The 26,143-nt window shown below is 34.1% G+C and carries 26 protein-coding genes and 1 tRNA gene; 18 read left to right on the forward strand and 9 right to left on the reverse strand.

Annotated elements, in window-relative coordinates:
• Positions 1-49 precede the first annotated feature (49 nt).
• A complete protein-coding gene (locus tag ACJMML_RS10355; protein ID WP_405307239.1) occupies positions 50-994 on the forward strand; it encodes a 3H domain-containing protein in 945 nt (314 codons plus the stop codon).
• Entirely contained in the window at positions 987-1,568 is a 582-nt protein-coding gene (locus ACJMML_RS10360) for a ZPR1 zinc finger domain-containing protein (RefSeq protein ID WP_405307240.1), read from the forward strand. The genes ACJMML_RS10355 and ACJMML_RS10360 overlap by 8 nt, the downstream gene beginning before the upstream one ends.
• 11 nt (positions 1,569-1,579) lie before the next feature.
• On the opposite strand, the gene ACJMML_RS10365 is transcribed toward ACJMML_RS10360, so the two are convergent.
• Both ACJMML_RS10365 and ACJMML_RS10370 read right to left on the reverse strand, forming a co-directional pair.
• Entirely contained in the window at positions 1,580-2,017 is a 438-nt protein-coding gene (locus ACJMML_RS10365; protein WP_405307241.1) for a hypothetical protein, read from the reverse strand.
• A 266-nt stretch (positions 2,018-2,283) separates the two neighbouring features.
• The gene (locus ACJMML_RS10370) at positions 2,284-7,227 is read right to left on the reverse strand and encodes a hypothetical protein (RefSeq protein WP_405307242.1); all 4,944 of its coding nucleotides are present in this window, start codon (positions 7,225-7,227) and stop codon (positions 2,284-2,286) included.
• A gap of 462 nt (positions 7,228-7,689) precedes the next feature.
• Between ACJMML_RS10370 and ACJMML_RS10375 the strand changes: the two genes are divergently transcribed.
• The 8 genes from ACJMML_RS10375 to ACJMML_RS10410 all read left to right on the forward strand — a co-directional run bounded on the left by ACJMML_RS10375 (position 7,690) and on the right by ACJMML_RS10410 (position 12,747).
• On the forward strand, positions 7,690-8,823 hold the full coding sequence (locus tag ACJMML_RS10375; protein WP_405307244.1) for an adhesin: 1,134 nt from the start codon (positions 7,690-7,692) through the stop codon (positions 8,821-8,823).
• A 32-nt stretch (positions 8,824-8,855) separates the two neighbouring features.
• Positions 8,856-9,539: an MIP family channel protein gene (locus ACJMML_RS10380; RefSeq protein ID WP_405307246.1), complete on the forward strand. Its 684-nt coding sequence runs from the start codon at positions 8,856-8,858 to the stop codon at positions 9,537-9,539.
• 134 nt (positions 9,540-9,673) lie between these two features.
• A complete protein-coding gene (pyrH, locus tag ACJMML_RS10385; RefSeq protein WP_405307247.1) occupies positions 9,674-10,351 on the forward strand; it encodes a UMP kinase in 678 nt (225 codons plus the stop codon).
• A gap of 8 nt (positions 10,352-10,359) precedes the next feature.
• Positions 10,360-11,148 (forward strand): TatD family hydrolase, encoded by a 789-nt coding sequence (locus ACJMML_RS10390; RefSeq protein WP_405307249.1) that lies wholly within the window; start codon positions 10,360-10,362, stop codon positions 11,146-11,148.
• A 12-nt stretch (positions 11,149-11,160) separates the two neighbouring features.
• Positions 11,161-11,352: a DUF2116 family Zn-ribbon domain-containing protein gene (locus ACJMML_RS10395; protein ID WP_405307250.1), complete on the forward strand. Its 192-nt coding sequence runs from the start codon at positions 11,161-11,163 to the stop codon at positions 11,350-11,352.
• Between the two features lie 7 nt (positions 11,353-11,359).
• The gene (locus ACJMML_RS10400) at positions 11,360-11,683 is read left to right on the forward strand and encodes a YbjQ family protein (RefSeq protein WP_405307251.1); all 324 of its coding nucleotides are present in this window, start codon (positions 11,360-11,362) and stop codon (positions 11,681-11,683) included.
• A 1-nt stretch (position 11,684) separates the two neighbouring features.
• Complete coding sequence (locus tag ACJMML_RS10405) at positions 11,685-12,527, forward strand: hypothetical protein (protein WP_405307253.1); 843 nt, start codon at positions 11,685-11,687, stop codon at positions 12,525-12,527.
• A 19-nt stretch (positions 12,528-12,546) separates the two neighbouring features.
• Positions 12,547-12,747, forward strand: a complete 201-nt coding sequence (locus tag ACJMML_RS10410) for a hypothetical protein (RefSeq protein ID WP_405307254.1) — start codon at positions 12,547-12,549, stop codon at positions 12,745-12,747.
• A gap of 77 nt (positions 12,748-12,824) precedes the next feature.
• Here the strand turns inward: ACJMML_RS10410 and ACJMML_RS10415 are convergent, their stop codons facing one another.
• Together ACJMML_RS10415 and ACJMML_RS10420 are read right to left on the reverse strand one after the other, a co-directional pair.
• A complete protein-coding gene (locus tag ACJMML_RS10415) occupies positions 12,825-13,184 on the reverse strand; it encodes a tetratricopeptide repeat protein (RefSeq protein WP_405307257.1) in 360 nt (119 codons plus the stop codon).
• A 9-nt stretch (positions 13,185-13,193) separates the two neighbouring features.
• Positions 13,194-14,003, reverse strand: coding sequence for a sulfite exporter TauE/SafE family protein (locus ACJMML_RS10420; RefSeq protein ID WP_405307258.1), 810 nt, complete (start codon positions 14,001-14,003; stop codon positions 13,194-13,196).
• A 41-nt stretch (positions 14,004-14,044) separates the two neighbouring features.
• Here ACJMML_RS10420 and ACJMML_RS10425 point away from each other — a divergent pair, with 41 nt between their 5' ends.
• The 3 genes from ACJMML_RS10425 to ACJMML_RS10435 all read left to right on the forward strand — a co-directional run bounded on the left by ACJMML_RS10425 (position 14,045) and on the right by ACJMML_RS10435 (position 18,360).
• Positions 14,045-15,124, forward strand: a complete 1,080-nt coding sequence (locus ACJMML_RS10425; RefSeq protein WP_405307260.1) for a hypothetical protein — start codon at positions 14,045-14,047, stop codon at positions 15,122-15,124.
• Between the two features lie 4 nt (positions 15,125-15,128).
• On the forward strand, positions 15,129-16,019 hold the full coding sequence (locus tag ACJMML_RS10430; protein WP_405307261.1) for a DMT family transporter: 891 nt from the start codon (positions 15,129-15,131) through the stop codon (positions 16,017-16,019).
• A 445-nt stretch (positions 16,020-16,464) separates the two neighbouring features.
• Positions 16,465-18,360, forward strand: coding sequence for an MJ1255/VC2487 family glycosyltransferase (locus tag ACJMML_RS10435; protein WP_405307263.1), 1,896 nt, complete (start codon positions 16,465-16,467; stop codon positions 18,358-18,360).
• A 37-nt stretch (positions 18,361-18,397) separates the two neighbouring features.
• On the opposite strand, the gene ACJMML_RS10440 is transcribed toward ACJMML_RS10435, so the two are convergent.
• From ACJMML_RS10440 to ACJMML_RS10455, 4 genes are all read right to left on the reverse strand, one after another.
• Positions 18,398-18,871, reverse strand: coding sequence for a hypothetical protein (locus tag ACJMML_RS10440; RefSeq protein ID WP_405307265.1), 474 nt, complete (start codon positions 18,869-18,871; stop codon positions 18,398-18,400).
• Between the two features lie 62 nt (positions 18,872-18,933).
• Positions 18,934-19,875, reverse strand: a complete 942-nt coding sequence (locus ACJMML_RS10445; protein ID WP_303738885.1) for a transcription initiation factor IIB — start codon at positions 19,873-19,875, stop codon at positions 18,934-18,936.
• A gap of 32 nt (positions 19,876-19,907) precedes the next feature.
• Positions 19,908-20,195 carry a Gar1/Naf1 family protein gene (locus ACJMML_RS10450; protein WP_405307266.1) on the reverse strand — a complete coding sequence of 96 codons (288 nt, stop codon included), beginning with the start codon at positions 20,193-20,195 and terminating at the stop codon, positions 19,908-19,910.
• Positions 20,196-20,305: 110 nt separating this feature from the next.
• Complete coding sequence (locus ACJMML_RS10455) at positions 20,306-21,043, reverse strand: RraA family protein (RefSeq protein WP_405307267.1); 738 nt, start codon at positions 21,041-21,043, stop codon at positions 20,306-20,308.
• 425 nt (positions 21,044-21,468) lie between these two features.
• Between ACJMML_RS10455 and dnaG the strand changes: the two genes are divergently transcribed.
• The 5 genes from dnaG to ACJMML_RS10480 all read left to right on the forward strand — a co-directional run bounded on the left by dnaG (position 21,469) and on the right by ACJMML_RS10480 (position 25,159).
• Positions 21,469-22,719 (forward strand): DNA primase DnaG, encoded by a 1,251-nt coding sequence (dnaG, locus tag ACJMML_RS10460; protein WP_405307268.1) that lies wholly within the window; start codon positions 21,469-21,471, stop codon positions 22,717-22,719.
• A 60-nt stretch (positions 22,720-22,779) separates the two neighbouring features.
• The gene (locus ACJMML_RS10465; protein WP_405307273.1) at positions 22,780-23,382 is read left to right on the forward strand and encodes a biotin transporter BioY; all 603 of its coding nucleotides are present in this window, start codon (positions 22,780-22,782) and stop codon (positions 23,380-23,382) included.
• A 39-nt stretch (positions 23,383-23,421) separates the two neighbouring features.
• Positions 23,422-23,820 (forward strand): DUF1284 domain-containing protein, encoded by a 399-nt coding sequence (locus ACJMML_RS10470; protein WP_405307269.1) that lies wholly within the window; start codon positions 23,422-23,424, stop codon positions 23,818-23,820.
• 56 nt (positions 23,821-23,876) lie between these two features.
• Positions 23,877-23,948, forward strand: a tRNA-Gln gene (locus tag ACJMML_RS10475).
• A gap of 29 nt (positions 23,949-23,977) precedes the next feature.
• The gene (locus tag ACJMML_RS10480; RefSeq protein ID WP_405307270.1) at positions 23,978-25,159 is read left to right on the forward strand and encodes an ATP-grasp domain-containing protein; all 1,182 of its coding nucleotides are present in this window, start codon (positions 23,978-23,980) and stop codon (positions 25,157-25,159) included.
• A gap of 260 nt (positions 25,160-25,419) precedes the next feature.
• Here ACJMML_RS10480 and ACJMML_RS10485 read toward each other — a convergent pair whose 3' ends face one another.
• Positions 25,420-26,106 carry a V-type ATP synthase subunit D gene (locus ACJMML_RS10485; RefSeq protein ID WP_287412609.1) on the reverse strand — a complete coding sequence of 229 codons (687 nt, stop codon included), beginning with the start codon at positions 26,104-26,106 and terminating at the stop codon, positions 25,420-25,422.
• Between the last annotated feature and the right edge of the window lie 37 nt (positions 26,107-26,143).

The following is a 26,143-nucleotide window of genomic DNA, read 5'->3' on the forward strand; positions in this document are numbered from 1 at the left end:
ATTACATATATTATATTAATTATTAAAAACTTTTTAGGAGAACACTAACATGAGAAAGCCTTATGTTATATTAATTGGAAGTGCATCAGGGATTGGAAAGTCCACTATTGCAGCAGAACTTGCAAGATCATTGAATATCAAGCATTTAATCGAAAGTGATTTCATAAGAGCAGTGGTTAGGGGGATAATTGGTAAAGAATATGCGCCAGCACTACACAGTTCATCCTATGATGCATATAAAAGCATTAGAAATAAAAGCAGATACACAAGCTATGATGACCTGGTGGCAGCGGGTTTTGATGACCATGCATCCTATGTGATTCCTGCACTGGAAAAAGTCATTCAAAGGGCAATTACCGATTTTGATGACATCATAATTGAAGGAGTTCACCTGGTTCCGGGACTGATTGACATTGAGCAGTTTAAAGAGTATGCAAACATTTATTTTTTCGTCCTGAGTTCAGATGAGGAATCCCACAAGGAAAGGTTTGTCAAAAGAGCCGTTCAAATACACCGGGGAGGAAAACAACTAGATTTCTTTAGAGAAAATAGAATTATTCATGATCACCTATTAAGACAGGCCAAGGAGCATGATGTCAACATAATCAATACAGAGTCAATTGACAAAACCTTAGAAAGGATATTGTCTGTAATAAATAAATCCTGCACCACAGTAAACCTGATAAATAGTGTAGATGAGCTGGAAGATGTCATAGACATCATCATAAATCAGAATAATGGAAGCATTGAAAAAATTACCTATGACATTAAAGGATTCAAAGAGCCTTTAGTCAGAAATGTTACTGTTTCAGATATCGAATCCGCAAACAAATTCATAAAAAATATAAAGGAAGACAAAAGCAAAAAAGAATACCTGAATGAATTGTATAAGTTATCTGAATATAGAAGTACAGTGATTTGCGCTTCCAATCAAGAGAAGTTAGATAAAATAGTTAAAGAATTAAACGAAAAAGGATATGTGTTAAATGAATGATGAAAGTATTAATGAAATGATAATCAAATGTCCTGCATGTGGAGTTGAAGGCGTTGCAAAATCAATAATGAAGGAAATAGAAATACCTCATTTTGGCAATGTAATGGAAACAACCATCCAATGCCCATCATGCGGATTTAAACACTCAGACATTATTGCATTAGAACAGAATGACCCTGCAAAATATGTTCTTGAAATAAATAAGAATAACTTATCCATTAGGGTTGTCAGATCACAATCCGCTACCGTCATTATTCCAGAAATCGGCGTGAAAGTGGAACCTGGCCCAAAATCAGAAGGATACGTAACCAATGTGGAAGGTGTACTCACCCGTTTTGAAAGTGCTGTTAAAAAAGCTCTGATGCTGTTTGATAATGAGGAATCTCAAAAAAACGCAAAAAATACATTAAATAAAATTCAAGAGCTTAAAAAAGGAAACGGCACAGCTACACTAATCATACTTGATCCATTCGGACAAAGCAATATTGTCAGTGAAAATGTCGAAATTTTAGAAATTCCCGATGAGGAATTGCATGATTTAAAAACAGGTTTTAGTCATATTGAAGAAAATTAAAAAGAAGAAGTTTATTCTTCTTCATCTTCTTCATCATTTATTGAAAAATTAACGAAGCTGTCTTCTTCAGCTACATCTTTTAATTTTAATGTTCTTTGAACATCCATAGCTAATGCATTACAATCTGCTTTAATAGCTTCTAAATGTAATAAAATTCTTTCTTTTTCTTGATTGATTCTTTCGATGTTGGTGTATGGATAAATTGATTCTTTAAGCATTTCGTATTCAATTGTAGTGTATGGATACTCATTCAATTGTTTACATACGTTTTTTAACACTTCACCGAGGAAGATGTTCATTTCCACTTTTACCCTTTCACGAATCATCTTGTCATCATCAAGGTTTTCTTTCATCAAACGTACAACTTCAGCTTTAGCGAAAGGTAATTTTTCATCAATATCTTCTTCGAGAACTGCTTCAGTTTCATCAAAATTTTCTTCTTCAGCCATAATTACACCTCTTTTGATTAATTAAAAATATTGAGTTAATTACGAACTTTTCAAAAAAATTATAATTACATCAATATCTAAATAAATATTTATTGGAAGTTTTATATAAAGGTTTTGATTATTTTAAAGAAATGGACGATTATTTGGGTGTTTTTTTCACCAACTTATAAAATAATTAATCGTGAAATTAATAATTTTGATACTTGAAAAATTTTGAAAAATCGTTTTAAAAAAAATAAAAATAGTAGCAAAATTGCTACTTTAAATTAATTTTTCTTTGAAATACCGTTTCCCCAAAATATTAGTGGAAATATCAGACAAAGCATCAACATCACAATCGGATTGGCAGTAGGATGGATTTCAAGATTGCTTTGTAAAACCTCATTTGAATCATCCTGAAGATTAGGATTATCCTGATTATGTGAAGGCTCTTCTGTTACATTGACGATTGCAGAATCCATATTATTGGAATTATCATAGTCAAATGTATCGCTGGTCACTCTAACGGTGTTTTTGATAATTCCTTCACCAATTGCAACAACCTTAATAACCAATTTTGCTGATTGACCATTACCAAGACGGTTTATTGTCCAAACATTAGTAAATTTATTGAATTTACCTTGTGTAACCTTAAATGATTTTAATTTTAATAAATCATCCAATATTTCACTTACTTTAACATTTTGTGCAGTATCAGGACCATTGTTAAACACTTCAATAACATATTCAATCACATCACCAACACGGTAATGTTTTTTAGAAACCGATTTGGTTATTGATAAATCGCTAGCGGGATTGACATGAATTGACCTGTGTGCATGGTTGTTAGATTCATCAAGATCCAATTCATCCGCCCAAACCTCAGCACGGTTGTTGAAATTACCGGTTGATATAACCCTGCAGATTATTTCAATTGATTTAATCTCCGCAACATCCAAACTTCCAATTCTCCAGCTGTTGTTTGAGTAATCCGCATTTGATTTGATAAACTGCAATCCTTTTGGGAGAATGTCCCTGACAACCAAATTGTGTGCCACATTCGGACCATTGTTTGATACAACTAATTTCCATTTAACGGTTTCGCCATATTTTGGATAATCATTGTCAACAAATTTTTCAATGGATACGTCTGCAATAGGCATGACATCAATAAAGTCATCTGCATAGTTATTGTCCATATTCCAGTCATATTCCCTAGAGTTTACTTTAGCATCATTAGTTATTTCACCCAGCTCATCGGAAATTGTAGTTATATTAAGATAAACCACATCATCCACATTCAATGAACCAATATCCCAAATGCCATCCTCATAAATTCCAGTACTTGATTCATATCCTGTAAATACCAATCCCCTAGGCAAGATATCATCCAAAGTTACTCCTGTTGCATTATCCGGACCGTTATTCTTCACGCTAATTTTCCAGATAACCTCCTCACCGAATTGTGGATTATTATTGTTAACTTCCATCAATACCTGCAAATCAACCGCCAACGGAACATCAATGCTTTCATTGTCTGCATTGTTGCTTTCATCACAATCATATTCATTGGCATGGATTGTTGCCAAATTCATAATTTTACCTGTTCTGTTGACTCTGCAGATTATTTCAAGTGTTTCTGATTCACCATTCTCTAAGCAGCACATTACCCAAACACCGTTGTCATAGATTCCTTTAGTGGCAGTGTAATTTATCAAAATCAGTCCTTCAGGCAATCTGTCTTCCACATAGACATCAGTTGCCTTACCAGGACCCTTATTTGAAATGACCAATGACCATCTAACCATATCCTTGTAGTTTGGAGAATGATTGTCGACCGATTTAATTACGGATACGTCGGCAGCCTTTTCAACATCAATTGTTTCATTGTCAACATTGTTAGTCAGATTGTAATCATATTCACTGGCATTAACGGAAACATTATTCTGAATCAGACCGGTTGCATTGACACGGCATTCGATGTTTAACTCAAATGATTCCTCAACATCCAATTCATCAATGAACAATATTCCTGTAATTGGATTATAATCTCCTAAACTGTCATCTCCAATCCAAATCAGGGAATCCGGAAGCAGATCACTGATGATGACATTATGTGCCACGTCAGGACCATTGTTGACAACTTCAACTGTCCATGTTACAATGTCATTAAATTTAGGATTTGAATCGCTGACAGATTTTGTAACTGACAAATCGGATGCAGGATTGACAAAAATTCCCTCTTCATCCTCATTATTTGTCAAATCAGGGTCATGATTATCAGAGGTGACATTTGCATAATTTATAAATTTCCCAGTATTTTCAACCAGTGTGACTATTTCAATTGTTACTGTTTCGCCGACTTCAATGGATTCAATGCCAAATAAATCATCACTGTAAATTCCTTTGGATAAAACAGAATCCACATATGAAAAGCCTTCAGGCAGCAAATCCTCAACCCTAACATTTTTTGCAATATCCGGACCATTGTTTGAAATTGTCAAAATCCATTTTACCAAATCATTATAGTTTACATTACTTGCATTCACCGTTTTAACAATAGCCAAATCGCTTGAAGGATTAACAAGTATCCTTTCACTGTCATTATTGTTTGTTTCATCATAATCAAACTCAGATGAATTAACTGATGCAAAGTTTTCAATCAAACCTGTGCCATTTACAATGCAACGAATATTTAGAGTTGCCTTTTGACCCTTCTGCAAGGTTCCAACATTCCAAATTCCTGAACTGGATGAATAATCTCCATCGCAATCCACATAAATCAGTGATTTAGGAAGCACATCAAACATGACCACGTCATGAGCAGTATCCGGACCATTGTTAGATATCTGTATTGTCCATGTGATTTGGTCCTTATAATTAGGGGTGGAATTCGAAACGCTTTTATCCACTGCCAAATCACTTGCAGGACTTACAAAAAGATTAATTTCATCATGATTATTTTCAATGTCTGTATCGAATTCATAGGCAGTCACATTCACTTTATTGACAATATTTCCAGTCTTATTGATGACTGTAATCATCTTAAATGTGAATGTTTCATTAACCTTCAAATTGCCGACTGTTAGCACTCCAGTTTCACGATCATATCTGCCATTGGCAGTAGTGTTTATCAAAATCAAACCTTCGGGCAAAACATCAGTCAATTTAACATCTGTCGAATCATTTGGACCATGATTTGTAATAGTTATAGTCCAAGTAACCACATCCTCAAAATTGGCAACACTTTTAGAAACTGATTTTCTAACTTCATTGTCAACTTTCGGACTGACCAGGAAAGTTGTTGCATTTGAAATAGGCTTGTAATAGGTATCCTCGAAATGTTTTGCTGAAACATAATATCTTCCAGGTTTTAAATTTTCCAAATCCACAACAATTTCTCCCAAATAGTTTGTACGTCCACTTTCATTATAAACTACAGTTCCATCCTCATGCTGAATGGACAGCAATACATTGATGTTATACTCACGGCCATCCTGATATAATTCACCAGTATTTGTAGCACCATATAATGGATATTCACCGTCAATTACAATATTGACATTATCAGCGGCATTATATATTGCATTGGAAACCGCCAAATTGTCAAAATCGGCGATGTTATTTCCTCCGAAGAGGACTACTTTTACCTGTTCGCAATCGCCATAATAAATATCTTCGGCATAAATCGGTAATTGATAAACCCACGCCTGATTCTGGAACAACTCGTTATTTTCCAATGTGAGTTTTTCACCTGATTCATCATAATAAATCGCACTTCCGTTCCTTGCGGTATTGAACTTGAATGAATTGTTTTTAATTAATGCCTGTGAACTGTCCACATAAATGGCACCTCCCAATCCGTCATTAGTTTTGGTTACATCAGGGATTGCCTCATTAGCGGTGAATGATGAATCCTCAATTAAAGTATTTTTACCCTCAATATAAACTGCTCCACCATCCACATTCGCATTATTTGAATTAAAAATGGAATTCTTAATGCTGACGTCTTCTGCTCTCACATAAATGGCACCTCCGTTTTCAGTTACTTTATTGTTTTTGAAGTTTGAATCCTGAATTATAATATTCAAACCGTTTGCCTGGATAGCACCGCCGTTTGGAGCTTCATTTCCATCAAAATTACAGTTATTAACAGTTAATTCCATATAATCATACATCCAACCAGTTGAAAGTGCACCACCATAAATGTTTGCGGAATTATCTATAAAGGTACAATTATTTATTTCACCTGATGCATGAAATGTCAATGCTCCTCCCTCATCTGCTAAGTTATCTATGAAAATACATTTTGTATAAACGGTACCATCTCTAACACAGCCTGCACCCCCATGAGAAGATCTTTCAGTACTTATTGCACTATTATTCTTAAAAATACAATTTATCACCTTTGCATTTGATCCTGGTTCATCCAAACCGACCTGAATAGCTCCACCATATGACTCTATTTTTGATTTAACCCAATTATCCTCAAAAATACAATTTCTAACTTCAGTGTCCCGACTATACAATGCAAGCGCAGCAGCTGAAGATTGTTGTTCCAAATCCTGATAATAACATGTATTTCTTCTAAATTGACAGTTATCAACAATAACGCCAGAAGCGATATCCAAATCGTATCTACCGTTGACCGCACCTCCATGGTTTGCATGATTGTCTTCAAAAATACAATTTTCTATATGGACATTTTTTGAATGTATGATTACTGCAGATCCGATGTTTCCTTCACCGTTTATGAATTTCAAATTCCTGAATACCGTACCTGCACCATTTTCCTTAACAAAAAATGCAGTTGACAAATGTTTTCCATCAAGTGTTGCCATATTGTCAGCAGTTATCGTTAATTTCTTATCGATTACGATTCGGTCATTACCATTTGAATGATAATTTCCCTTCAATAAAATAGTGTCTCCATCTCTAGCTGCATTGACCTTCTCCTGTATGTTTGAATAACTATCTCCGCTTGGAGTATGTACTGCCCCCAATTCATTTTCAAAATCTTGAGAATCAACCTCCAAAACATTATTTTCTTGAGAATTTTCTAGTTCATTTATATCATTGGATTCCAATCCAATTTCACCATCTGTTTCGTTTAAATCTACAGCAAATGAATCTTCAACAGCCACTCCAAATGCAGTAAACATTAAACAAATAACACATAGACAAAACAGGAAATTTCTTCCAATAATCATCTTTCCATTATTTCTTAACATTTTAAATCACCTAACTTGAGGACGATTACAAATACCATTAATTAACAAAAAGCTATTAACTAGCAATTAACTTTTTATTTTTCAGTTTGGACTTAAAAATAATAATTTAAAATATTGAATTTGAAAACCAACATTAAATCATAGGTCAATTATTAAATAGCCACCTATCACAAATTATTTTCAAACAAATAATATGCCAAATTTTCATGCTAATTTCAATTCCATAATTAAAATCAAAATTTATTAAATCTTATCAATATTCACCTTAAAATAAAAGATAATCTTTTTAAATCCTCAAAATACCTATTAAGTTGTTTAATATTTAAAACTAACTATATAAAGCGTGCAAAATTGTTTTTATGGTGAAAAATAATATTTTAAAGTCAATATGAATATTAGTGGGAAAAATATTTTATTGATAAGGTAAATATAAATATATAACTAATATCAAGGTAAAGAGACATGAAAAGACAAATAGCAATACTAATTATGGCCTTGATAATATTGGCTCCAGTTATACAAGACGTCAGTGCAGCAAAAACCGTTTTTATAACTTCAGACAATATTATTGACCATGATAGTGACGTAAAACTGTTAAACTCTTTAAAGAGTTATATTGAAGAATTAAGTGGAGGAGAATTACAAGTTATTGTTGACAATCAGGCTCCCGCAGCAGGAGAAGGATGGCGGTCAATAGAAGTGACAAGTGACGTAAGTGTCGATTTAGCGGCATCTGATGCGGGAAACTATCTGCAGTTAGGCAGTTCTACAGTAAATTCAGATAAACAAATAGTATTCGTTAATATTGGCAATTATGATTTAGATAATCATACAAATTTCTTAAGAAGAGCATGGGACGACAATTATTCAAATGAAACATTAGCAGGAATGCAAGATCCGGGCACATTCCTTAAAAATGCAGGAATCTACTATGTTCAACCAGCTAAAGAGTTCCCAAATAATGTTGAAGATGGTGTAATATCCAGATACGATGAAGAAATGAACAAACAGATAGCACAGGAAATTGTAGACATTATTAAAACTCATGACAAAGATGAAAAAACTTTAAGTGATGGATTAATTAAAAACAATATCATTAAACCATCTGTAATGGCCAAAGCAAGTCAAGAATTAATAAAAAGCAACGATAAAGAAATGAAAGGAACATATGGCAATTATACCGGCCCACAACTTCTATATCAAACCAGTTCTTATTTGAATGGAAATGGACTTGACATTCCAAAATCCTTTGAAGAACCTGAAAACCCAATGGGCGTTTCATTTATGGTAAAAGACACATATTCCATTTATGACTATTTCAAAATGGGAGGAATAGTTAGAGAATACATGGATGAAAATGGAAGAGCGCCGGATTCCATAGAATATGAAGGGGCACACATCAGTTACTATGATTTGTTATACAACTTTGCAAAGATAACTCAAACTCATACTGATGCAAAACATATGGGCTTTGAAAGCGAATATCACTTCGATAAAGTTAACGATTCAATATTATTACACATATTCCCATTCATACTAATATTATTCGTGCTTTTCTTAGCATATTTATTATTTAAGAGGATAAGAAGATATTAATACATGAGAGATAGATTAATTGAGGGAAATTTATGAAAAAGTATATTGCAGAATTAATAGGAACAATGGTTCTTGTTCTATTTGGTTGCGGAAGCGCAGCCATAGCGGGATCCATATTAGGCACACTGGGCATTGCACTTGCATTCGGTTTGTCTATTGTAGCTATGGCTTATGTTATTGGAGACATCTCCGGATGTCATATCAACCCTGCCGTTTCAATCGGTATGTGGATTGATGGAAGAATGGATACTAAAGACCTATTAATGTATATTGTATTCCAATGTATTGGTGCAATAATAGGTATTGCCCTATTGGTGGCAATTATAAACTCCGCGCCAAGCCTTGGAGGATATGCAGCAACAGGCCTTGGTCAGAACGGATTTGGCTCCGCATCAAGTGTTGGACTTGACGTTGTGGGAGCAATAATAGTTGAAATAATTTTAACCTTTGTATTTGTATTCACAGTTCTTGGAGTTACTAAAAAAGCTGAAAATAGTGCTGTCGCAGGTATTGTAATCGGTTTAACACTTGCATTCGTACATATCATGGGCATTCCATTAACAGGTACTTCTGTTAACCCTGCACGTAGTTTAGCACCAGCTCTTTTCCTTGGTGGGCAAGCATTACAACAAGTTTGGGTATTCCTTTTAGCTCCAATTGTTGGTGCAATAATTGCAGGATTTTTATACAAAGGCTTAACTACAGAGGATTTCTAATCCTCTCAAATTTCTTTTTTTAAATATTTTCTAATTATTTTTTTACCATTCATTTAAACAACTTTAAAAAAACCCCCCAACCTTATTAAAATTTAAATAACATCTAATAGATAAATAATAGATAAGGTGAATATATGAAAATTGTTGTTGCAATTGGAGGATCAATTTTACTCAAAGAATATGACAGTAAAAAATTCCAAGAATATGGTGCTATTTTAAAAGATTTAGCAACTGAACATGAATTATTTGTTGTTGTAGGTGGAGGAAAACCTGCAAGAGAATATATTGGAGTTGTTCGTGATTTAGGTGCTGGAGAGGCACAATGCGATGATATTGGAATTGAAGTGACAAGAATCAATGCAAAATTAATGCTTTCCGCACTCGGCGATGCAGCCTATCAAAGAGTTCCTCATAACTTCCAGGAAGCTTTGGAATTCTCAGCCAGCGGAAAAATAATTGTTATGGGCGGAACAGAACCTGCACACAGTACCGATGCAGTTTCAGCAATACTTGCAGAATACATTCAAGCAGATAAGCTCATAAACTTAACATCTGTTGATGGAATGTATACCAAAGATCCAAACAAATTTGATGACGCAGAGCTAGTTCCTGAAATTACCGCAACTGACCTTCTTGAATTTTTAAGCGGAAAAGACGTTAAGGCAGGAACTTATGAATTCTTTGACACTACCGCCGTACAAATGATTAAAAGATCCAACCTGGAAACAGTGATTACCAACGGATTTGAACCTGAAAACCTAATCAAGGCAGTAAATGGAGAAAAAATTGGTACAAGAGTACTTAGCGAATAGGTGATTCAGTGGACAATCTTATTGATATCGGTTTGAACTTAATGCACAAATCTTTTAGAAAAGACCGTGTTGAAATCATAGAGGAAGCTAAAGAAGCCGGCGTGAAACAGTTCATCATTACAGGAACCAATGTACATTCAAGCCATATGGCTGCAGAATATGCATCTAACTATCCTGGAACTTTATTTTCAACCTCAGGAGTTCATCCTCATGATGCCAAAACCTGCAATGGACATACAATGTTCGAGCTTGAAAAAATAGCCAAGAAAGAATGTGTAGTGGCCATTGGAGAATGTGGTCTTGATTATAATAGAAACTTTTCACCACAGGACTTGCAGAGAAAATGGTTTGAAGCACAAATTGAAGTTGCTGAAAGAACCGATATGCCATTATTTTTACATGAAAGAGAGGCTCATAAAGATTTATATGATATCCTAAAAAGACATGATAGCGTGGTTGAAAGATCAGTTGTCCATTGTTTTACAGGGACCAAACAGGAAGCCCAAAACTATGTCGATTTAGGTTGTTTCATTGGCGTTACAGGATGGATTTGTGACATGAAAAGAGGAAGAGACCTGCAGGAAGCAGTAAGTGCTATTCCTCCAGAAAAATTAATGATTGAAACAGATGCTCCATTTTTAATACCTAAAAACTTTGATGTAAAACCTAAAAAGAACAGGAATGAACCGAAATATTTACCTCACATCCTCAAAACAATTGCCCTTTGCATGGGAATGGATGCAGAAGAGCTTGCAAATCAAGTTAATAAGAATACAAAAGAATTTTTCAAAATATAAGGAGATGATAAAATGGCAGTAGACCCTCATAAACATTGCCCAATATGTGGAACCCCAATACCTTTAAACGAACTCGTATGCTCACCGGATTGTCAAAAAGTCTGGGATGCAAGATTAAAACAAAGAAAAAGATCCCAATTAATCTTGTATGTAGTAATTGCAATATTTTTAATAATCTGGGCAGTATTGACCTTTGTAAAATAGGGATAACATGATTTTAACATCATCAAATACTTTAGAAAATAAGGAAATTATTGAATATAAGGGATTAGTTACAGGCGAATCCTTAATTGGTTCCAATATTTATAAGGACATATTTTCAGGTGTTCGTGATGTTGTGGGCGGAAGAACCACACAATATGAAGAGGAATTAGAAAAGGCTCGTGAAATTGCATTTAAAAGTATGACCGAAAAAGCCGAAAGCTTAGGTGCAAATGCTATTATCGGCCTTAAAATTTCATATGATAACTTAGGCGGAACCATGGGAAATACAATCCTTGTTACAGCATATGGTACCGCTATAAAATACGAATAATATGAAAATTATAGGCAAAGAAATAGACTTAAAATATATTGGGAAGGTATTGCTGTCCATAGCTATAGGTACCGCAGCGGGGCTTATAGTTTATGCAATTTTCCTATATTTTAATATTGCAATCTTTGGATGGAATTTAGGATTGATTTTTGCGCCATTGGGTGCAGGATATGCGGAGACAGTAGTTGCCAACAGAACCATTGGCAGAAATTTAGGTGCCATCAGCGCATTTATCCTTTTTATCGACACTACATTTTATAGTTTCATTTTAAAAAATCCCACTTTAGGAATGAACCTAATAACTGCTGGGTCCATTTTCGTGATTTTACAAGCGGCATTTCCTACAGTTGTAAACTATATTCTTTTAGTTGTTATTGGCGGCATTGTATCTAATTTCTCATGGCTGGGCAAAAAAATTATGGTCCTGTTGAAAAAAATTAAAAGCAACATCCGATGGGAAACTCAAAGGCCTGAAGAGCCCGTTGAGTATGATCTCTTTTTTGACGAAAACAAAAGTAATGAGAGACTGAATTCACAGAATTTTTTCTTTATAACAAGCACAGATATGACTCGAAGCCATGAACTTCTCGGCATTTATCAAAGCGAAATCATCATAGAGAATAAAGTTAAAATCCCGCTTAAAGATGATGAACTAGAGAAAAAACGTTTAAATAACATAAAAGAAGGAAAGGACGAATGCCTACTAACTTTAGCGGATAAGGTTAAGGCAGACGGAGGAAATTGCATTCTTGATTTATATATCCAATATGGATTAATTGGAATGGGCGGAGATAGCATCCACATAACCGCAACAGGAATGGGAATTAATTTAATTGAAAAATAATCATTAATAAGGTGAAAAAATGGAAAATGAAGGAACAATAGCAATACCTATCATCGGTTATATCATTGCTGTAATTTCTCCAATAATTGGTTTGCTATATAGAGCGGCTTTAGTATTTTTCAAAAAGGAAACACCACTATACCAAAAACACGGACGTTTCATAATATACTTTGCAATAATCCTATTTATCATTGATGTTATACTAAGATTAGTGATTTAATGCCCTAGCTAAACAAATTTGAAATTGATGAGCAGATGAAGGAAAATGAAAAAAATGGGACGATTAACCCTATTTTTCTAATTGATTTCATCTAATCTGTCTTTAAAATTTTTATTATCCTTGCAATTGCTAATTGCTTTTTTTAAAATATCTTTTTCACTGTCAATATCACCTTGTTTTTGATATGTGTCAATTAGTGCCTCATAGGCCTTTTGAGAATCCGGCAAGGTAAAGATGACCTGTTTATATAATTCAATTGCCTCATCATATTTGCCTAAACCTTTCAGATAGTTCGCTTCATTCATCAAGTCAGAAATGTTTTTGAATTTTCCATCTTTTTTAGGTTTCAGTTTACCTTCAACATTTCTCAATTTATCGAATATATCTCCTGCAGTTTTTTCATCAAAATTTTCTCCGATTTTTCGCTCTTCACTCATACAACCACCTCATGGTAGAATTCCTAACATCTTCAATGCCATGTATAATACCAATACCGAAAATATTATCTTTAATTTCTTTTGAGGCACCTTATGGGCAAATTTAGCCCCTAATGACGCCATTGGAACTGAAAAACAAGCAATCAAAACAAAGTTAATAATGCTAACATAGCCTATGGAATATGGGAATATGCTTACGCCCCAACCTGAAACCATATAGGACAAGAATCCCCCAACAGCGGTGAGACTGATAAAAATAGATGATGTTCCAATAGCCTCTATCATTGAAAAACCCAAAAGCGCCGTCAAGATAGCTATTAGGAATATTCCTCCGCCAACTCCCAAAAGACCTGAAGAGAAACCTACCAAAAGGCCAATGATCCCTGATGTAATCAGATTAAATGGTATTTTGGCATCTTCTCTCTCCTTGTTAATGTTGACAATATTGTTGACTGTTATGAACAGCAATAGAAGGCCAAAGATTATTTCCAAGACTCTTGAAGGCAAGGCTGATGCGACAAAACCTCCAATTGCCCCTCCAATTATCCCAAAAATGCCCAGCCGAATTCCGGGTTTTATAATATTGTCCATTGTTCGGGTATGCCTGTAAGCTCCGCTAAGTGATGTCGGGATGATAATGGCCAGGCTGGTTCCAAATGAAATTAAAATTGCCAAATCAGGTTCGACACCAATGTATTTAAGCAAAAAGTATTGAAGTGGAACTATTAGAAATCCTCCACCAACACCTAAAAGACCTGATGCAAAACCTGCACAAATGCCTATCAATATCAATCCTATGAAATATTCTATTGGAAACATGGCATCACTTATATAAAGTATTAATAATTAAATTATTGTTAATGAAAGTTAATAAAACTATACTAATTGGAATTATATTTATTTTGCTTGCGGGAGCTATCTTTATAACAGATATTTTCAATCCGATTATAAGGCCGATTACATATTTATTCCTAATGGGATCATCCAAAGGAAAAGACATAATATTCTTTGGTCTTTTAGGCCTTTTCCTAATATTATCCCAGATAATTAAAAAGAACATTGACACAACAAAATATCTGAAAATTTCAATAGTTTTGGGTACAGTTATATTAACTTTAGGCATTCTGTTGGAGGTTATTTTTAGAATTCAAATGGGCATTGGACTCAACACAGTTTTCTGCTCTATGACTAACGGCATGAGCTCCACAAGCATTCTGCATACCCACCTGTTAAAGTCCATTTTGGGAGCGGTTCTAGCCCAGTTAATGGGACCATTTATTCAAAGTGGCATAAACACCGGCGTGGGCCTATACCAATACCTTCCAAGTTTTGCATTTATAGTGGTTTTGCTTTTACCAGTATTATTTGCAACCATCGTTTTATCCATGCAAAAGCGCCCATGGTTTACAAACTTCCTAATGGCATTCTTTTCAAGCTGTTTATTTATTGGAATAATAGATGGTGGAATGTTTGCAACACCATCATATGTTGGAATTTTAGGACTTTTCCTGGTTTACAGAAACGGTTTTTACCTAAACTATATTGTCGGAAAGGTTTTAAGGGATGAAAGCTTGCTTGAAGAAAACGAAGCAATCCAGCCAGCCTATAGAAACAGGGGATTTTCTGAAAAAAGATATATATTCAATCGATTTGGAATCTACTTTTTTGTGATTTTAGTAATACTCTTAAGATTTACAATTGCATTTGCAGGTGCCGAACCTGACTACTACACAGTAGATATAGTGAATGCAAGTGAAAACATTGATTTGGGAAACATCAGTGTAGAGGTCATTAACCATGACACCACTTCAAACAAAACCACATATCATATTGACCCGAGTTATAACGAAATGAAGCTGATTAACGATTTGAAAGTTCCCCTGAACAATTCGTGTGAATATTATACCGTCACATGGAATGCATACTCTTATCTGGAATGATGCGATGAAAAAGATATATTTAATTTTACCGATACTTGCAGGAATAATGTTTGGATCCAGCGGAATATTTGTAAGAACACTTACACAAAACGGGATTGACCCTACAACATTACTGTTCCTGAGGTTTTCAATAGCCATAATTCCTCTGCTGATAGCGATTCTTGCAACCGATAGGAATCTCTTTAAAATAGATTTAAAGGACATTCCTCTATTTTTGGTATGTTCATTGTGCATTATAGGGCTTAACTTATGCTATAATCATTCGATGAATACCGTTTCACTTTCTCTGGCAGCTGTGCTGTTGTCAATCGCTCCAATTTATGTGTTAATCATTGCATATTTCTTATTTGGAGAAAATATTACCCCAAAAAAATTGATATGTATGTTTTTGGCTATTTTTGGATGCATACTGATGACTGGAGTTTTGGAAACTGATATAGGAGATATTCCATTATTTGGAATCCTTTCAGGCATAGGCGCAGGATTGTTCTGGGCCATTTATCTGATGGCTTCCAAAAAGTCCATTGAAAATGGAAATCATACATTTACAATATTGTTTTATTCAATAATATTTATTTCACTGGCTTTGATACCATTTAGTGATTTTGGAGATATATCAAACTTTATTTCAATTGACCCCGTGCTAACGATAATATTCCTAATTCTCCACTCCACATTTTCATTTGCCCTGCCGTACATATTATCCACAATTAGCTTAAATTATATGGATTCCGGAACATCATCAATATTTCTATCCGGTGCAGAACCCTTTGCAGCACTTATTTTTGGATTTTTAATATATGCAGAAACCCCAACACCACTAATGTTTTGCGGATTCATACTGACCATTGTTGCAATGATGGTGTTAAGTCAAAATGATGCAAAAACAGCATGACAGAGAGAGGTGCATTTCAACTGTAAATGCTTCAAATTAAAAAATATAATAAATTAATGCTTTTTAAGCAAATTAACTAATTTTAAACCCGAAAAAATAAAACAAATATTACTTATCATGATAAATCACAAAAGTGTAAAAAATATTGACTTACTAGGAAATAATTCTCATACAGTAATTAACAAATATTAACGGAAAACAAAAAATACTGCCATAAAATTCAGCGAAAATGAAATTCAAAAAAATAAAATGAAATATTTAAAATTAAAATAATAATATTATTTAATTTTACAAAAAACGGATTTTCAAAAAATCTGATTTTTAAGTTAAAATTCATCAATCTTGGAAAAATATTTTGTTCAAGAAAACAATTAAAATCAATCTAAAATTCAAAAAAAGCAAAAAATTACAAAAATTTATTATATTCAAAAATAAATTTAAACATATGATTTTCAGCATTATCATACCTACTTATAATGAAGAGGAATACCTGCCAATTCTCTTGGAAAGCATCAAAAAGCAGGATTTTGATGACTATGAAGTTATAGTGGCTGATGCCAATTCAACTGATAAAACAAGAGAAATTGCAGAAGATTATGGTTGTATTGTAGTTGATGGAGGGCTTCCAGCAGTAGGTAGAAACAACGGTGCCAGTGTTGCTAAAGGTGAGATTTTACTATTCCTGGATTCCGATTTGCAACTCACAGAAGATTATCTGAGAAATGTTTTATATGAATTCAGAAAGGAAAAGCTTGGAATAGCAATTAGTCAAATGAACCCTATGTCCAATAAGATTCAAGATAAAATTTTCCATGAATTTGCAAATTACTTTATGATTGGTGTTGAAAACATCAAGCCCCATGGGGCAGGATGTTATGGAATAATTGCTAAAAAAACGCTGCATGACGAATGTGAAGGATTTGATGAATCACTAACATTTGGAGAGGATACAGATTATATTGAAAGATTAGCTAAAAAAGAGCCTTTCAGAGTACTTAGAAATGCCAAAATTGGTGTTTCAACCAGAAGACTTGAGGAAGAAGGACTCACCACATTAATTAAGCAATATGGAAAAAGCACTGTTAATGACTTTTTAGGAAAAAGAACCGACGCCAGTGAGCTGAACTATAATTTTGATCATGGAAAAGAAAAGATAACCGCATCCGAGATGTCAAGAATTGAAAAAAATACTGAAAGAATAAATGACATAAAGGAAACATATGACGAATCACTCAATAAAATTCACAAGGTTAGATCAGAAATAAAATCCATACGTCGCCGAAGAGAGAAAAAGGTAGTATTCTATTGTGTTTGCGGTGAAGGAATGGGCCATGCAATTAGGACTGGAGTAATTGTTGACCGTATTAAGGACAAGTATGACGTTTACATATTCTCAAGCGATAGAGCATACGAATACCTAAATTCAAAATTCGATAATGTTTATGAAATCGGAGGATTTAATACTGTCTACATTAACAATAAGGTAAATGACCTAAAGACATTTGCAGATGCCTTAAGAAGAAATCCGACAAATATTAAGGTGGGATATGAAAATCTATACAAAAAAGCAAGACAATTAAGGCCCGATGTGATGGTGACCGATTTTGAAATATATGCTACAATGGTTGCTAAGATGAGGGGAATTCCATTAATCAGCCTAGACAATATCCATATGATAACACAAACAAAAATTGATTACCCTAAAACTCATTTAGCAGAAATGCTTAAAGCGAAAAGCGTAATCAAGACATATGTGATTAACCCTAAAGTGCATATTCTTACCAGTTTTTTCTATCCAAGAATTAAGCCTAGAAAGAACGCAGTCATTTATCCTCCAATCATACGTGAGGATATTCTCAAACTAGAACCTAAAGAAGGCAAACATGTTATTGTTTATCAAACAAGCAAAGAAAGCATTAAACTTGTTCGCAGGCTAAAAGCCCTCAAAAATGAACAATTCATCGTCTACGGATTTAATAAAAATCAAATTGATGATAATTTAACTTATAAAGAATTCAATGAAGATGAATTTTATGATGACCTTGCATCATCCAAGGCAGTGATTTGCAATGGAGGATTCACTTTTATTTCAGAAGCAATTCATCTGAAAAAACCGATTTACTCCGTTCCTGCCATCGGAAACTTTGAACAGACATTAAACGGATTTTATGTTCAAAAATTAGGATACGGGGAGTATCATGAAAATTTAAGTGCCAAAAAAGTTGATGACTTTTTAAAAAGGCTTTCAAAATATCAAAAAAGACTTGCTAAAGTTAAAAAGACAAACAATGATGGAATAGTGCGCGAGCTAATATATAGAATCGAAAAATATTCCAAATAGAATAGATTCTCTTTTACACAAAAAGGTAAGATTAGAATTAAAGATTGCTAACATCTTTAACCTTAATAGTGCCTGAAACCTCTTTTAAAAGATTTAAATCATTACCGATTAGAATAACATCAACATCATCATCATGATTAGACACATATTTGTAGATAGTCTCATTTTTAAACTCAGATGAATAAATTTGTTCTGAACTGGAATTTGCAAGATTGAATGAGAAGTCTCCAATTAAATTTTCAGTCAATCCTTTGTTAATGATAATTCCTGAAAAATTGCCTGAGTAACTTCCGTTATTCTGATAAAATTTCATTCCATCAGCTTCATTTTTAATTTTGAAATCTGTACCATTAGGAACATCGATTTCAAATAATTTAAAGTCCTGTGTTTTTAAAGGAACCTCAATTGAATTTTCAGCACTGCCTCCTGAGGGATTTGTGAAAATCAAATATCCTCCAACAGCAATGAGAATAACGGCAATGATTATTATGAATGAAAGTTTTTTATCCATTGTAAAGCCTCAAAATAAAAAAAAGAGTGATTAATAAAGTAAAACTTCATTAATCTGGCTAACTATAAAGTTACGCCCATTTCCAATTGTTCAGTTAATTCTTTGTACCTGTTACGGATTGTCACTTCAGTAACTCCAGCAATATCAGCCACATCCCTTTGGGTTTTCCTCTCACCGAGTAAAACTGATGCGATATATAATGCAGCTGCTGCCACACCAGTAGGTCCTCTTCCTGAAGTCAATCCTTTTTCCATTGCTTTTTCGATGATTTCAATAGCCTTGGATTGTGCTTCACCAGAAAGTCCAAGTTCTGATGCAAATCTTGGAACATAATCTACTGGAGAAGTTGGCGGCAATTTGATATTCAATTCACGGGTTAAAAACCTGTATGTTCTTCCAACTTCTTTTTTGGTTACGCGAGAAACTTCAGCGATTTCATCTAAGGTACGTGGTACGTTACAACGCCTACATGCAGCATATAATGAAGCGGCTACAACACCTTCAATACTTCTTCCTCTGATTAATTTATTGTCGACTGCACTTCTGTAGACAACACTTGCTGCTTCCCTTACACTTCTTGGAAGTCCAAGCCTTGAGGAATCACGATCAAGTTCACTTAAAGCAAATGCCAAATTCCTTTCAGTAGCTCCGGAAATTCTGATCTTTCTTTGCCATTTCCTTAACCTATACCATTGAGCCCTGTTTCTTGCAGGAATGTCACGACCGTAGATATCTTTGTTTCTCCAGTCAATCATTGTACTAAGACCTTTATCGTGAATTGTGTAAGTGATTGGCGCTCCAACTCTAGTACGTTTGTCTCTTTGTTCGTGGTCAAATGCTCTCCATTCAGGACCCATATCAACAAGATTTTCATCAATGACTAACCCACAGCGAGCACATACTACTTCTGCTCTTTCATAGTCACCAATTAATTCTGTAGAACCACATTCAGGACATACTGTTTGTTTTGAATCGTCATAAACATCAGTTCTTTTGTCATCCATGGCTCTTGTGCGTCCCCTTGCAGGAGCTTCTTTTACTTTTTGTGTCGTGCTTTCATCCTCCTTCTTCTAGGTTTTTTGGATTTTGGTTTTGATACAAATAGTTTTTCACCACAATTTTTTTCAATTTTGTCCCTATCAGCTGATCTGAATAGTCTAATAGAGACATATGGTTCTTTTGTAGGTCCAAAAACATAACTTACCTTACCAATCTTGTTTTTATTGCTGTCAAATACAATTCCACCGGGTGAAGGTGTTTTGGTGGACCTCGCTATTAATTTTCCAGAGTTTGCTATATGCAAACTGTTTCCTAAAAATTTCATAAAATCAAACTTAAAATCAAATCTGTATCATTTATATAATTAGAAATAGGTTATATATAAAGTTATCGATATATTTATATATAAATATTGATTTCTATTTAAATGTTTTTCTATTTGAGTCCGACTATTTCAGCTAAAGTTTTTCCACTTTCAATAGCATCGATAATATTGGATTCCTTGACCTTGACTTCAAGTGTTGCAAGCATTGTTTTTGCAAACAATTCCTTAGGGATAACTACAATGCCGCTTTCATCACCAATGAAAAAGTCACCAGGATGGATGGTGGTGCCTTCCACTTCAATACTTTCATTTAATGTGCCCAATCCTAAAGCAGATCCTGCATTTGGACAAAAATTAGAAGCGAAAATCGGATAATCCATATATAAAAGAGCGTCCAGATCTCTTGCAGAACCATAAATGACAGTTGCCTTGATGCCATTGTCACGAGCACAAGTTGATGCCAACTCACCCCAAATAGCCTTATCTTCTGAGTCAACTTTGAAAAATAGTATGTCCCCTTCACTAGCACTGTCTATTGCAAGGGCAGATGTTCCCCAATCGTCAGAGGCAGTTTCTGCAGTGAATATGGATCCGAAAACTTTTTGATTGTTGACAGGTTTGATATTTTGAATTGTGCCGGACCTTTTTGATATCCCGTTATATGCATCGGAAACCTGACAGGCAGAAACATTTTCAAGAAGAGACATTAAATTGATGTATTCATAATAATTTTTACCGTTATAGGTCAAATCGCCTATTGAAACACCATCTAAATCAATTTCACTAACATCAACACGTTTTTTTAAATTCTTATTTTTATTCAATAAATCTTTTGGAGTAACTGACATGAATTCACCACTTGTATAATAATTTATTCGACATGATTAAAATAGATTTCATAGATTTTATATATGAGTTTAACCTAAATAATAATTGTAGTATTTTAATAATACTTATCATTTATATACTCATAGAGTTTACATACATTATTCATTATTATTAATTATTATTAATTTATCAAAAAAAGGAGAAAATTTAGTATTAGGGAAATTAAAAGTTAAGATGAAGTTATGAAATCAAATAACCAAATTAATTAAGAAATAAAAAGTAATACCCAATAGTAAATTTCTCAAAAATGTATTAGCTCTTTTTTAGTGTATAAAAGGTCGAAAGGCAAGATTATCGTGTAATTTATGCAAGTTTCACCTAAAAATAATTTAAATTTTTAGCAATTACATAAATTATCCCGATTAAAAGCTTAGGAGGCTTAAATATGGGAAAAGGTGAAGAATTAACAACAACAAAATATTTAATCCATGCTCAAATTACTGCTAACGGTATCGTTGAAAAACCAGATGTTGTTGGTGCTGTCTTTGGGCAAACTGAAGGTTTACTTAGTAATGATTTAGATTTAAGAGAACTCCAAAGAACTGGAAGAATAGGAAGAATCCAAGTTAACATCCACTCCAACAGTGGAAGAGCAAAAGGTGAAATCGTGATTCCATCCAGTTTGGATAGAGTTGAAACCGCCATCCTCGCTGCATCACTCGAAACCATCAATAGAGTAGGTCCTTGTGAAGCAGAGATACACACAACAAAAGTTGAAGATGTAAGGGCAGTCAAAAGGGAACAAGTTGTTAACCGTGCAAAAGAAATCTACAAAAAGATGGTTGAAAGCGTTGGCCCTACCAGCATGAGAATGATTGAAGAAGTAAGAGAAGCCATGAGAGTTCATGAAATCTCTGAATACGGAGAAGACCGTCTTCCTGCTGGTCCAAGCATACACACATCCGATGCAATTATTGTCGTGGAAGGACGTAGCGACGTATTGAACTTACTCAAATACGGCATCAAAAATACTGTAGCTGTTGAAGGAGTAAGCGTACCTCGTTCCATTGGTGAATTAAGTAAAAAAAGAACCACCACTGCATTTGTTGACGGTGACAGAGGTGGAGAACTTATATTAAAAGAACTCTTACAAATTGGTGAAGTGGACTACATTACACGTGCGCCAAAAGGAAAAGAAGTGGAAGATCTTGAAAAGGACGAAGTCCTTGTTGCACTCAGAGACAAAGTTCCTACCGCACAGTTTTTAGCTACAACCAATATTTTAAATGATTCTGGCAACAGCAACAATCATAAAAAAGAAAACAACAACAGACACAATAGAAGAAATCAAAAATACAACCGCAATGAAAAGCAAAAAGTTGTAAAAGAGCCAGAACCTGAAGTTGAGGATGACGAAGTCACCTTAATGAAAGACATGCTTAAAGAATTCGAAGGAACCGGATGCGGAGCCATTCTGGATGAAGCACTGAATATGACAAAAGAAGTTGAAGTGGAAAATATTTACGAAGAAATCAAAAATATTGAAGGAACCGCCGATACAGTCATATTTGATGGAGTAATATCACAAAGACTGGTCGATGTTGCATCTGAAAAAGGAATCAAAAAATTGGTTGCTTTCAAATCTATGAACATCGTTAAAAAACCGCAAAACGTGAAATTAATAACTATAAACTAAATAAGAATAAATTCATACTTATAAAATTTAAACATCGGAAATTGGAGGTAAAAAATGAATATTAATATCGATGGTTACTACAGCACTAGAAAAAATGTTTTCGAAAGAATCCAGGACGCTAGTGTAGCTACTAAACTACTCATGTCCTTGATGATGGCATGTTTAACCGGTATAATGGCACAGATCATTATCCCGCTTCCATGGACTCCAGTTCCTATAACTGCACAAACCTTCGCAGTGTTATGTTCTGGTTTATTCTTAGGTAAAAAATACGGATGTTTAAGCCAAATCCTCTATATCGTTTTAGGTGTTGCATTCATTCCTTGGTTTGGAGGAATGACCGGCGGACTTGACATACTCTTAGGTTCAACCGGAGGATTCTTAATCGGATTCGTTATCGCATCTTACTTTATAGGATTAATTACTGAAAAGTATGCTGATGCACGTAATTTCAAAAAAATGGCTCTGACAATTGGAATTGCAAACTTTGCATTGATTTATATTCCTGGTTTAGCAGGTCTTGCATTGTTCTTAAGCATGCAAGGAACCCCTGTCGGAATCGTTGACCTTTTAATGATGGGTCTTGTTCCATTCATTGCAGGAGACATTGTAAAAATATTAGGTGCAGCTTCAGTGTCCAAAGTATTTTTACCAAAAGACTAAGGTTTTTATAAAACCTTCTTTTTTTATTTTTTGATTTTAATGAATATTAGATTAAGAGGACATCACCTGTTATGTCTTAAGGGTTTTCAGGGATATGGCTATGATGAAAGCTTCGTTGAAAACATGACTTTTATTAATTCTAAAAGAAAACTGCCTCAAACAACCGTTTCACTTTGCGACTGTGCTGATGACATCTGTGCTTCATGTCCGAATTTGATGGATGGCATTTGTGAAGATAAAACACAAAACGAAAGGGTCATCTCAATGGATCGGGAAGTACTGAAAAAATTGGACATCAAAAAAGAGTATGATTCCACTGAACTATTTGACAAAATTGATGAAATATTCAATACGAAAGAAAGTGTATCTAAAATCTGTTTTAATTGTAAGTGGAGCGAAAAATGCTTATTTTATCAAAAATTACCAAATAACCGATAGGTATAAATACTACCTAATAAATATATATTAAATGTTGTATACCGTACAACAGATATAGTCCCGTAGGGTAGTGGTAATCCTTCTAGGCTTTGGACCCGGAGACGGCGGTTCGACTCCGCTCGGGACTACTTTTATAAACTTTTTTTACTGATATTTTATGGAAAAGCTATTGCTTATTGGAATTGATACAAGAAGTATGCTTAACAGCGCATTAAAGCTAGATTATGATATTTATTCTACAAGCTATTTTTCAACATCCGACACTCCCACCATCAAAAACCAAAAGATCATTCTAAAGGAAAGCGATGGGGAAAGCTGCGGAATCTTTGAAGACAATTTTGACAGCAAGTCAATCCTGGAAATGTCACAGGACTATATTGATGAGGTTGACTACATCATTCCAATTTCAGGCATCTCACCAAGTGACTTTTCAAAAAAAGACAGAAAAAAGATTTTGGGCAATCATGATGTAGAAAGTGTTGAAGACAAATTCGAATTTTACAAAAAAATCAAAAATGAATTTTTAACCCCTATGACTTTTCACCTAAGTGATATAGGTGAAGCATTTGAAATAAATGAAAATCATCAAGACATTCAATTTATTTTAAAACCGCTTAAAGGAAGTGGAGGTTATGACATCAACCTGTTGAATGATGATATTGACATTGAATTTGGTGATAGTGAATTCATCATGCAGGAATATGTATCAGGAATCAACCTAAGCTCATCAGTCTTGTCCAGTGAAAATGAAACAAAAACCATTACAAATTCAAGATTGCTTACAATGAATGACTTTGGCGAGGACAATTCATTCATATACGTTGGAAACATTTTGCCTTTAACAGACAAATCCATAATGAGTGACGTAAAGGATATTGAAAGCATCAATGAAGAACTGAAAAATACAAGTGAAGATTTGATTGATAAATTCCATCTGATCGGATCAAACGGTGTGGACTATATCCTAAATGAAAAAGGACTGCATGTTATAGAAATTAATCCAAGGCTGCAGGGTACATTCGAATGTGTTGAAAAATCATTTGGAATAAATATGCTGGAAGCACACATCATGGCATGCCAGGGTGAAGTCATGGAAATTCCAAAGGCACAATGTTATACCTATAAAAAAATAATTTATTCACCAACAAGAATGAAATACCATCAAATGGACCTGGATAACATTTATGACCTGCCCCATATCGGATCCATCACCGAAAAGGATGAACCCTTATTGACAATAATCGATAGTGATGCCGATTTTGAAAAATTATATGAAAAAGTAGAATTAAGCGGTAAAATTGTTGATAAGTCAGCTAAAAGAAACCGACTAGATGCATAATAAAAATTATTACCCCAATTGTTATCAAAAAAGTAGTAATAATCATTGCACGGGTCATCCAGATAAATAACTTGGCCTTATTGTCTGGGTCCTTCATAAATTGGTCAATTGGATTTCTTTTCATTATTACACCATTTCCAGTAAAAAATATTTTTACAGTAACTCAATAAAATAACTTCTTTTTAAAAATAATTAAAAATTTAACCTTAAATTTAAAAAATAATAAAAAATAAAAGAAAATGAGAAGTATTAAGAAAAATTTAAGCTTCTGCATTTTTAGCAGCTTCGGCCGCTGCAGCAGCTTTTTCATTTTTCTCCATTGTTGACCTAATCATTTTCAATCTTACAAAGTTTTCTCTTTCCATTTCTTGGAGTCTCATATCAATATACTTTTCAGTATTTTGGAATCTTGGAATCATAATATGCTCTAAAGCATTTACTCTACGTTTGGTTGATTCAATCTCCTCAGCAAGCAAGAAAATTGTTTTTTCTACTTCACCAAGTTCGATTAAATACTTGAGAGATTCCTCGAATTTTTTTGCAGCTTCGTCTAATTGTATGGTTGTGTCTGCAAAACCGTAACCTCTGTCAATAATGGATCTTTCTTCCATTTTAACATTGGTAACAGGTACTGCTACACCCATAACGCTCCTTGATGTGATTTCAACATCAATGGATTCTTTAACGGATAATGCAGCTTTTTTAACTGCTAAATCACCCATAGCAATTTGAGCTTCAACTAAAGCTTCGTTTGCTTCTTTAAGACTTAATTCTGCGTTTTCACGAATACCTTTGACACGATCCAAGATATCAAAAAACTCTTTGATTAAAGCATCCCTTTTCTCTTTGAGCAAACCATGACCTTTAACAGCCAGTTTAGTCCTGTTTTTAAGGGATAATAATTCCATACGAGTTGGATTAATTCCATCTATAATATCTTGTGCCATTTAATCACCTACATTACTGTAATGAGATTAGTCATCT

The organism is Methanobrevibacter sp. (genome assembly GCF_045130115.1).
GTDB lineage: Archaea > Methanobacteriota > Methanobacteria > Methanobacteriales > Methanobacteriaceae > Methanocatella.